This window comes from Kineococcus aridisoli (assembly GCF_050871885.1).
Lineage (GTDB): Bacteria > Actinomycetota > Actinomycetes > Actinomycetales > Kineococcaceae > Kineococcus.
Genome location: NZ_JBJLSF010000143.1, coordinates 1 through 7,045 on the forward strand (window position 1 = coordinate 1; position 7,045 = coordinate 7,045).

The 7,045-nt window shown below is 72.4% G+C and carries 7 protein-coding genes and 1 tRNA gene; 7 read left to right on the forward strand and 1 reads right to left on the reverse strand.

Annotation, left to right across the window (positions count from 1 at the left end):
* Positions 1–54 precede the first annotated feature (54 nt).
* Positions 55–128, reverse strand: a tRNA-Leu gene (locus tag ACRYM2_RS22425).
* Between the two features lie 111 nt (positions 129–239).
* On the opposite strand from ACRYM2_RS22425, the gene ACRYM2_RS22430 reads away from it, so the two are divergent.
* From ACRYM2_RS22430 to ACRYM2_RS22460, 7 genes are all read left to right on the forward strand, one after another.
* Positions 240–857: an ANTAR domain-containing response regulator gene (locus ACRYM2_RS22430; protein ID WP_432524870.1), complete on the forward strand. Its 618-nt coding sequence runs from the start codon at positions 240–242 to the stop codon at positions 855–857.
* 344 nt (positions 858–1,201) lie between these two features.
* Positions 1,202–2,377, forward strand: coding sequence for a branched-chain amino acid ABC transporter substrate-binding protein (locus ACRYM2_RS22435; RefSeq protein ID WP_432524872.1), 1,176 nt, complete (start codon positions 1,202–1,204; stop codon positions 2,375–2,377).
* A gap of 103 nt (positions 2,378–2,480) precedes the next feature.
* Positions 2,481–3,458 carry a branched-chain amino acid ABC transporter permease gene (locus ACRYM2_RS22440; RefSeq protein ID WP_432524878.1) on the forward strand — a complete coding sequence of 326 codons (978 nt, stop codon included), beginning with the start codon at positions 2,481–2,483 and terminating at the stop codon, positions 3,456–3,458.
* Positions 3,455–4,597, forward strand: coding sequence for a branched-chain amino acid ABC transporter permease (locus ACRYM2_RS22445; protein ID WP_432524873.1), 1,143 nt, complete (start codon positions 3,455–3,457; stop codon positions 4,595–4,597). The genes ACRYM2_RS22440 and ACRYM2_RS22445 overlap by 4 nt, the downstream gene beginning before the upstream one ends.
* Positions 4,590–5,432 (forward strand): ABC transporter ATP-binding protein, encoded by an 843-nt coding sequence (locus ACRYM2_RS22450; RefSeq protein WP_432524874.1) that lies wholly within the window; start codon positions 4,590–4,592, stop codon positions 5,430–5,432. The genes ACRYM2_RS22445 and ACRYM2_RS22450 overlap by 8 nt, the downstream gene beginning before the upstream one ends.
* On the forward strand, positions 5,429–6,196 hold the full coding sequence (locus ACRYM2_RS22455) for an ABC transporter ATP-binding protein (protein ID WP_432524876.1): 768 nt from the start codon (positions 5,429–5,431) through the stop codon (positions 6,194–6,196). The genes ACRYM2_RS22450 and ACRYM2_RS22455 overlap by 4 nt, the downstream gene beginning before the upstream one ends.
* A gap of 185 nt (positions 6,197–6,381) precedes the next feature.
* The gene (locus tag ACRYM2_RS22460; RefSeq protein ID WP_432524877.1) at positions 6,382–7,008 is read left to right on the forward strand and encodes a GNAT family N-acetyltransferase; all 627 of its coding nucleotides are present in this window, start codon (positions 6,382–6,384) and stop codon (positions 7,006–7,008) included.
* Positions 7,009–7,045: the final 37 nt, after the last annotated feature.

Here is a 7,045-nt window from a genome sequence, read left to right on the forward strand (position 1 = left end):
GCCGCCCGAGGGTCCTCTCGGGCGGCGGGCGCTCGCGCGTCGCGGGGCGGTCGGTGCCCTGGGTGGGATTCGAACCCACACTGGATCGAGTTTGAGTCGATTGCCTCTGCCGGTTGGGCTACCAGGGCGGCGCCGGACGGGGGACCGCCCGGGTGCCCGATCACCCTACCGGTGCAGCGCAGCCGTCTCGCGCGCCCCAGCCCCACGACGGCGGGTCGTAGGCCGTCTAGGATGCCTGCGTGACCAACACTGCCGACACCGCCGCCTCCTCTCCCACGACCACGCGTCGGGTGGTCGTCGCGGAGGACGAGGCGATCATCCGCCTGGACATCGTGGAGATGCTCACCGAGGCCGGCTACGACGTGGTCGGCCAGGCGGGCGACGGTGAGCAGGCCGTCGCGCTCGCGGAGGAGCACAAGCCCGACCTCGTCGTCATGGACATCAAGATGCCCGTGCTGGACGGCATCTCGGCGGCCGAGCGGATCGCGAAGGCGCGCATCGCCCCCGTCGTCCTGCTGACCGCGTTCTCCCAGGCCGAGCTCGTCGAGCGGGCCCGCGACGCCGGGGCCATGGCCTACGTCGTCAAGCCGTTCACCTCCGCCGACCTGCTGCCGGCCGTCGAGATCGCCGTGAGCCGCTACCAGCAGATCATGGCCCTGGAGGACGAGGTCGCCGACCTCGCCGACCGCTTCGAGACCCGCAAGCTCGTCGACCGCGCCAAGTCCAAGCTGCAGACCCAGTTCGGCATGACCGAGCCCGAGGCCTTCCGCTGGATCCAGAAGACCTCGATGGACAAGCGCCTGACGATGCGCGAGGTCGCCACGACCGTCATCAGCGCGGGCGACGACCGCGCCTGAGGCGCCCCGCCCGCTCCCGGGCGCGCCGCCCGCGCTGCACCGGTGCCGCGCGGGCACCCGGCGGCACCGCCGCCGCCGGTCGCCCCGCGCCGCTCCACCGTGCCCGCTCCCGGGTGGGGCGCGCAGTCACTCCGGTCACTCCCGCGTCACCCCGAGCGCACATTTGCACACTGCAACGCTCCTCGGCTGGCCGATCTGTGTAACGACCCGGTGAACACGTGCACGAGTCGTCCCCGTTCCGCACGGCCTTCCCCTACTGTTCACCCCGGCTCCACCGCTCTCGGGTGGGTGCTCGCGGGTGGCGCCCAGGTGCCTCCGCGCCCACGGCTCAGGAGGACGACCCAGTGCGCCCCATCGTCAAGATCGCGACCCCGGTCGCAGCCGCCGCCCTGCTGCTCGCCGCCTGCGGCGGAACCACCGGCGGCAGCAGCGACACCGCCCCGTCCGGTGCCGCCTCCGGCGGGGGCGACTGCCCCGAGGGCATCGCCATCGGCTTCTTCGGTGCGCTGACCGGTCCCGACGCCAACCTCGGCGTCAACATCAACAACGGCGTCAAGCTCGCCGTCGACGAGCACAACGCCGAGTCCGGCGCCTGCCAGGTCGCGGTCCAGGAGTACGACTCCCAGGGTCTGCCCGACCAGGCCACCGGTCTGGCCACCCAGGCCGTCGGCGACGAGAAGGTCGTCGGCATCGTCGGGCCCGCCTTCTCCGGCGAGTCCAAGGTCGCCGACCCGATCTTCGACGAGGCGGGCCTGGTCGGCATCACGCCGTCCGCGACGAACCCGGCCCTGTCCGAGAACGGGTGGAAGACCTTCTTCCGGGTGCTGGGCAACGACGCCACCCAGGGGCCGGCCGCCGCCACCTACATCACGGACACCCTCGGCAAGCAGAAGGTCTACGTCGTCGACGACGCGACCGAGTACGGCAAGGGCCTGGCCGACCTCGTCCGCCAGGACCTCGGCGCGGCCAAGGTGAAGGACAACACCGTCCAGAAGGGCCAGACGGACTTCTCCGCGGTCGTCTCCGACATCCGCTCCAGCGGTGCGGACGCGGTCTTCTTCGGCGGCTACTACGCCGAGGCCGGCCTGCTGCTCAAGCAGATGCGCGACGCGGGGCTGACCCAGGAGCAGGTGGCCTTCGTCTCCGACGACGGCGCCAAGGACCAGGGCCTGATCGAGGCCGCCGGCGGTCCCGCGGCCGAGGGCGCGATCCTCACCTGCCCGTGCCTGCCGCCGGAGGAGGCCGAGGGCACCTTCGCCGCCGACTACGAGGAGGCCTACGGCACCGCGCCGGCCACGTACTCCGCCGAGGGCTACGACGCCGCGACGATCCTGCTCGAGGGCATCTCCGAGGGCAACGTCACCCGCGAGGACCTGCTGTCCTACGTGAAGTCCTACGACGCCCCCGGCGTCACCAAGCAGCTGAAGTTCGACGAGAAGGGCGAGCCCAGCGAGATCAGCGTGTGGGCCTACAAGGTGCAGAACGGCGCGATCGTCGCCGACCAGGAGATCGGTTCCTGATTCCGCCCATCCCGCGACCCCACCCGCCCCGCGCGGGTGGGGTCGCGGTCCGTCCAGCGGGGTCGCCGAGTCGTCGGCGCCCCCCGAGCACCGGTGGTACACCCTGAACACCTTCCTCGACCTGACCTTCACGGGTCTCGTGGTCGGCGCCGTCTACGGCCTCTTCGCCCTCGGGTACACGTTGGTCTACGGCGTCCTGCGACTCATCAACTTCGCCCACTCCGAAGTCTTCATGTGGGGCAGCTTCGCCGCCGTCTGGTGCATGACCCTCTTCGGCGCCCGCGCCGGCACGGGCGTCCTGCCGGCGATCGGCCTGCTGCTGGCCGCGCTCGTGGCGGCGATGCTCGTCAGCGGCGGTGTCGCCCTGCTCGTCGAGCGCGTCGCCTACCGCCGCCTGCGGGAGAAGAACTCGCCGCCGCTGGTCGCCCTCATCTCGGCCATCGGCGCCTCCTTCGTGCTCTCCGAGCTCATGGGCCTGCGCGACCGCGTCGCCGGCTGGCTGAACCTGTCCGGGCCGCTGGCCCCCTACGTCGACCGGGCCCGCGAGTACACGCAGTTCACCAACCCGCTGGCCAACGTGGAGATCGTCAACCTCGGCGGCTTCTCCGTGCGCAGCAACCAGGTCATCGTCCTCGTCGCGGCGCTGCTCATGATGCTGGCGCTCGACCAGTTCGTGCGCCGCTCGCGGCTGGGTCGCGGTGTGCGGGCCGTCTCGCAGGACCCGGAGGCGGCCGCCCTCATGGGCGTCAACCAGAAGCGCGTCATCCAACTGACGTTCCTCATCGGCGGGCTGATGGCCGGTGCGGCCGCGCTGCTGTACATGATCCACATCGGGGTCACCCGGTTCAACATCGGCTTCATCCTCGGCATCAAGGCCTTCACCGCCGCCGTCCTCGGCGGCATCGGCAACATCCGCGGTGCGCTGCTGGGCGGCCTCGTCCTCGGCCTCGCGGAGAACTACGGCTCGCAGCTGTTCGGGGCGGCGTGGAAGGACGTGGTGGCGTTCGCGCTCCTCGTCGTCGTCCTGCTCTTCCGGCCCACCGGGCTGCTGGGCGAGTCCCTCGGGAAGGCACGCGCATGAGCACCACCGCACCCCGTCCCGCCGAGCGCCGGTCCCTCGGCGACCGCTGGCACGACGCCCCCCGCGTCCTGAAGGTCCTCGTCTGGGCCCTCGTCGCGCTGTTCTTCTTCGCCCTGCCGCTCATCAACCCGCCGCTGCTGTCCACGCCGGACTCCGACTTCGGCTCGGTGCTCTTCACGGTCGCCGGCTACGGGCTGGTGGCGCTGGGGCTGAACATCGTCCTGGGGTACGCCGGTCTGCTGGACCTCGGCTACGTCGGCTTCTACGCCGTCGGCGCGTACACCGTGGGCGTCTTCGGGTCCCTGCACGGGGACCTGCCGTGGCCGATCCTCGTCATCCTCGCGGTGACCGTCTCCACGGCCAGCGGTCTGCTGCTGGGCGCCCCCACGCTGCGCGTGCGGGGGGACTACCTGGCGATCGTGACCCTGGGCTTCGGCGAGATCATCCGGCTCGTCGCCCTCAACTCCGAGTTCCTCAACCAGGCGCGCGGCATCCAGGACATCCCGCGCCCGCCGAGCCTGGAGCTGTTCGAGCTGCCGACGCTGTCCTGGGACGGCCCGGTGGCGACGGTGGACCTCAGCGACACCTCGGTGTTCGCGAAGTTCGGCCTGCTGGACGGCGTCCCGTACTACTGGCTCGCGCTGGTGTTCATCATCCTGATCCTCGTCGGGGACACGCTGCTGCAGAACAGCCGGGTCGGACGCGCCTGGGAGGCCACCCGCGAGGACGAGGAGGCCGCCGAGCTCAACGGCGTCCCCACCTTCCGCTACAAGCTGCTGGCGTTCGCGATGGGTGCGTTCATCGGCGGGCTGTCCGGCGCGCTGTTCGCCTCGCGGCAGGGTTCCATCAACCCCGAGACGTTCATCATCAACCTGTCGATGCTCTTCCTGGCGGCCGTCGTCGTCGGCGGTCAGGGCAACCGCTGGGGCGCCCTGGCCGGTGCCGTCGTCGTGGGCTACCTGCCCGAGCGCTTCCGCGAGGTCGCCGACTTCCGCGTGCTGGTCTTCGGGCTGCTCCTGCTGCTGCTGGCGAACTTCCGCCCGCAGGGCCTGCTGCCACCGCGGCGCGCACGGCGGGCCCGGAAGGCGACCCGGCAGCTGCAGCACCTGGAAGGGACCGAGGGAGGCGCACGTGCCTGAGCTGACGAAGGACGACCGCTCCGCGCAGGCGGGGCCCGCCGGGCGGCCGCTGCTGTCCATGGAGTCCGTCACCCTGCGCTTCGGCGGTGTCGTCGCCCTGAACGAGGTGTCCTTCGACATCCGCGAGGGGGAGATCCTGGGGCTCATCGGCCCCAACGGGGCCGGCAAGACCACGGCCTTCAACGCGCTGACCGGCGTCTACCAGCCCACCTCCGGCCGCGTCGTCTTCGACGGCCAGCCGCTGGGCAAGCGCAAGCGGTACCAGATCAACCGGCTGGGGATCGCCCGCACGTTCCAGAACATCCGGCTGTTCGGCAACATGACGGCGCGGGAGAACGTCCTCGTCGGAGCCGACTCCCACCACCGCTCCGGCGTGCTGAACTCGCTCTTCCGGCTGCCGCTGCACCGGCGCGAGACCCGCGAGGGGCTGCAGCTGGCCGACGAGCTGCTGGAGATGATGGACCTCGGCCACCGCGGCGACGACCTGGCGCGCAACCTCTCCTACGGCGAGCAGCGCCGCCTGGAGATCGCCCGGGCGCTGGCCACCCGGCCCAAGCTGCTGTGCCTGGACGAGCCCGCGGCCGGGTTCAACCCGGTGGAGAAGCAGCGCCTGATGGACCTCATCCGCCGGGTGCGCGACCTGGGCAACACCGTGCTGCTCATCGAGCACGACATGCGGCTGGTCATGGGGGTCACCGACCGCATCGTGGTCCTGGAGTTCGGCAAGAAGATCGCCGAGGGGGCGCCCGAGCAGATCCGCAACGACCCCGCCGTCATCGCCGCCTACCTGGGCGTCGACGACGACCAGCTGTCCGAGGAGGACGAGCACCTGTGAGCGAGCAGAGCGCGGTCGGCGCGCCGCAGCGCGCCCTCGGCGAGGACCAGCTCGTCGTGGAGGGCCTCAGCGTCAACTACGGCCGCATCGAGGCCATCCGCGACGTCTCCTTCCGGGTGCCGGCCGGCAGCATCGCCACCCTCATCGGGGCCAACGGCGCCGGCAAGACGACGACCCTGAAGACGGTCTCCGGGCTGCGCAGCGTGCGGGCGGGCCGCATCCTCTTCGAAGGCGAGGACATCACCCGGGTGCCCTCGTACAAGCTCGTCCAGCGCGGGCTCTGCCAGGCGCCGGAGGGGCGGGGCACCTTCGTCGGCATGACCGTCGAGGAGAACCTCGACATGGGCGCCTACACCCGCAAGGACCGGCGCTCGGCCGCCTACCGCTCCGACCTCGAGCGCGTCTACACGCTCTTCCCGCGCCTGCTGGAGCGCCGCTCCCAGCCGGCCGGGACGATGTCCGGCGGTGAGCAGCAGATGCTCGCCATCGGCCGGGCGCTCATGAGCCGGCCCCGGGTGCTGCTGCTGGACGAGCCGTCGATGGGTCTGGCGCCCAAGCTCATCCAGCAGATCTTCTCCATCGTCGTGGAGATCAACCGGCAGGGCACCACGGTCCTGCTCGTGGAGCAGAACGCCGCCCAGGCCCTGCGCACCGCGGACCTGGCCTACGTGCTGGAGACCGGCTCGGTGGTGCGCTCGGGCACGGGCGCGGAGCTGGCGGCCGACGACTCGATCCGCGCCGCCTACCTCGGCGGCGACGTCTAGGACGGGTCCGCGTCGGCCGGGCGCGAGCCCGCAGCGGGCCGGTCGGGGGGTTCCACCGAGGTGGATCTTCCGTCCGGCCCGCTCCTGCTCTAGTGTCCGCTTCCAGCCGCCGCGGGCGGTCACCGGTAGCGGGGGCCCGGTCTGCTCCAGGTGCACGCGCCGACGTGCGTGCGGAAGGGGATCACGTGCCACGACCCGCTGTCGAGGTCCGCGAGGCGAGCGCCGCCGACGTGGACGTCCTCATGGACCTGTACAACTCCGCCCGCTTCGACCAGGGCCAGCTGCGCGCCTCCGTCGACAACGTCCGCAGCCGGCTGCTGGAGGCGCTGCACCACGGTGAGGCCCGGGTGCTGCTGGCCTCCCTGGGCGCCGAGCCCGTCGGCTACGCCCTGCTGACGACGTCGCCGCTGCTGCCCCTGGGCAACCCCGCCGGTCCCAGCGTCGAGCACCTGCACGTCGTGCCCGGCCACCGCCGCCGCGGTGTCGGGCGCGCCCTGCTGCGCCGCGCGCTGCACCTGGCGGAGGCCGAGGGCGCCGAGCAGCTCGCCTGCACGGTGCTGCCCGGGGACCGCGACTACACCCGCTACGTGGCCCGGCTGGGCTTCGCCCCCGTCGTGGTGCGCCGCGCCGTGGCGCTGCCCGTCCTGCGCCGCCGCCTGGCCGAGGGCGGCTCGGCCCCGGCCGGCGCCACCGACGTCGTCGCCCGCCGCCGCTCGCTGCGCGCCCGGCTGGCCCGGGCCGGCGGCCAGCCCCCGGCCCGGGCCGTCGCCCCGCCGGCGAGCGTGCCGCCCGGGGTCCCGACGGCCTCCTGAGCCCGTCCGGCCCGGCTGAGCCCGCCCGGACCCGGCT

Excerpts from the sequence above, each read along its gene's own strand:
- ACRYM2_RS22445 (WP_432524873.1), top strand. The coding sequence starts at position 3,455 with ATGAGCACCACCGCACCCCGTCCCGCCGAGCGCCGGTCCCTCGGCGAC.